Here is a 1,359-nt window from a genome sequence, read left to right as displayed (position 1 = left end):
TTAATGAGATGGTCAGCCTGACCGAGAAGCCCTGCAGGTTTACGCTTGCAGGGCTTTTCTCGTTTTCGGCGGAGGATCTCTCATGAACACGATGACGCTTCTCGGTATCGACATTGGCAAACACAGTTTCCACCTGCATGGCCAGGACACCCAAGGCCATCAGGTTTTGCGCAAGAAGATGACCCGTGGACAGTTGCTCAGAAGCTTGGGGCAGCTACCAACCTGCACGGTGGTGATGGAGTCTTGCGGTGGCGCTCACTGGTTGGCTCGGGAGATTGGCGCATTGGGACACGAGGTGAAGTTGATCGCTCCGCAGTACGTCAAGCCGTTCGTCAAAGGTAACAAAAACGACTTCATTGATGCCGAAGCGATCTGTGAGGCGGCGAGCCGCCCCACGATGCGCTTCTGCCCGATCAAAACGGCAGAGCAGCAAACGCTTTCTGCCTTACACCGTGTTCGAGGCTCGCTGATTGAGCATCGGACGGCGGCGACTAATCAGATTCATGGTTTTCTGCTGGAGTTCGGGATTAGCCTGCCCATCGGTGTCACGGCCTTGCACCGCATGCCGGCGCTGCTGGACGATCCTCAACACCCAGTTCCATTGCGTCTCAAGGGCCTGGTGATGCGCCTCTATTATCAAATTCAACAGCTCACTGATGAGATCAAGGACATCGAGTCCGACCTGAAACAACAGTTGAAAGAAGACGATGCCGGGCAACGTTTGCAGAGTATTCCTGGTATCGGGCCGATCACCGCCAGCGCGGTATTGGCCGACGTGGGGGATGTCTCGCGCTACCGCAGCGGACGTGATTTTGCGGCTTCGTTAGGGCTGGTTCCGGGGCAATACTCGACGGGCGGAAAGACGGTGCTCTTGGGGATCAGCAAGCGTGGCGATAAGCACATACGCCAACTCTTGGTGCAGGGCGCGCGGGCCATCATGCAGCATATCGATAAACGGGAAGATGCCCTTGGGCCTTGGGTTCAAGACCTGCTGAGGCGCCGACACTCCAATATCGTGGCCTGCGCCTTGGCGAACAAACTGGCGCGAATCGTGTGGGCGGTACTGGCCAAAGGCGGCCAGTACGACCCACATCCGAACGCTTGAACGTACAGCTTTCCCACCGGCTTTTGCGACGTCACTGACTGATGACAGTAAACGGCAAACGGCCCGACTGAGAACCTGGCAACAAAATCAGCTTTAGAGGCTGAGGGTTTTTTCAGGACAGTCGGGAGCGGCTACTCATCGAGGGCCGAGCGTTGTTAGCGCAACGCTCACTACGAGCCCGGATACATTAGCGCAAGCCAGCTTTACCGAAAACAGCCCATGGGGTTGCAGGAGATGGGCTGACCATACATTTT

At 56.7% G+C, this 1,359-nt stretch carries 1 protein-coding gene; it reads left to right on the top strand.

Annotated elements, in window-relative coordinates; translation table 11 throughout:
• Positions 1-82: 82 nt before the first annotated feature.
• Positions 83-1,105, top strand: a complete 1,023-nt coding sequence (locus KGB20_RS25720; protein ID WP_150813539.1) for an IS110 family transposase — start codon at positions 83-85, stop codon at positions 1,103-1,105.
• The last annotated feature ends 254 nt before the right edge of the window (positions 1,106-1,359 follow it).

This window comes from Pseudomonas sp. BF-R-30 (assembly GCF_019956175.1).
GTDB lineage: Bacteria > Pseudomonadota > Gammaproteobacteria > Pseudomonadales > Pseudomonadaceae > Aquipseudomonas > Aquipseudomonas jessenii.
This window is presented reverse-complemented; position numbering and strand designations above follow the sequence as displayed.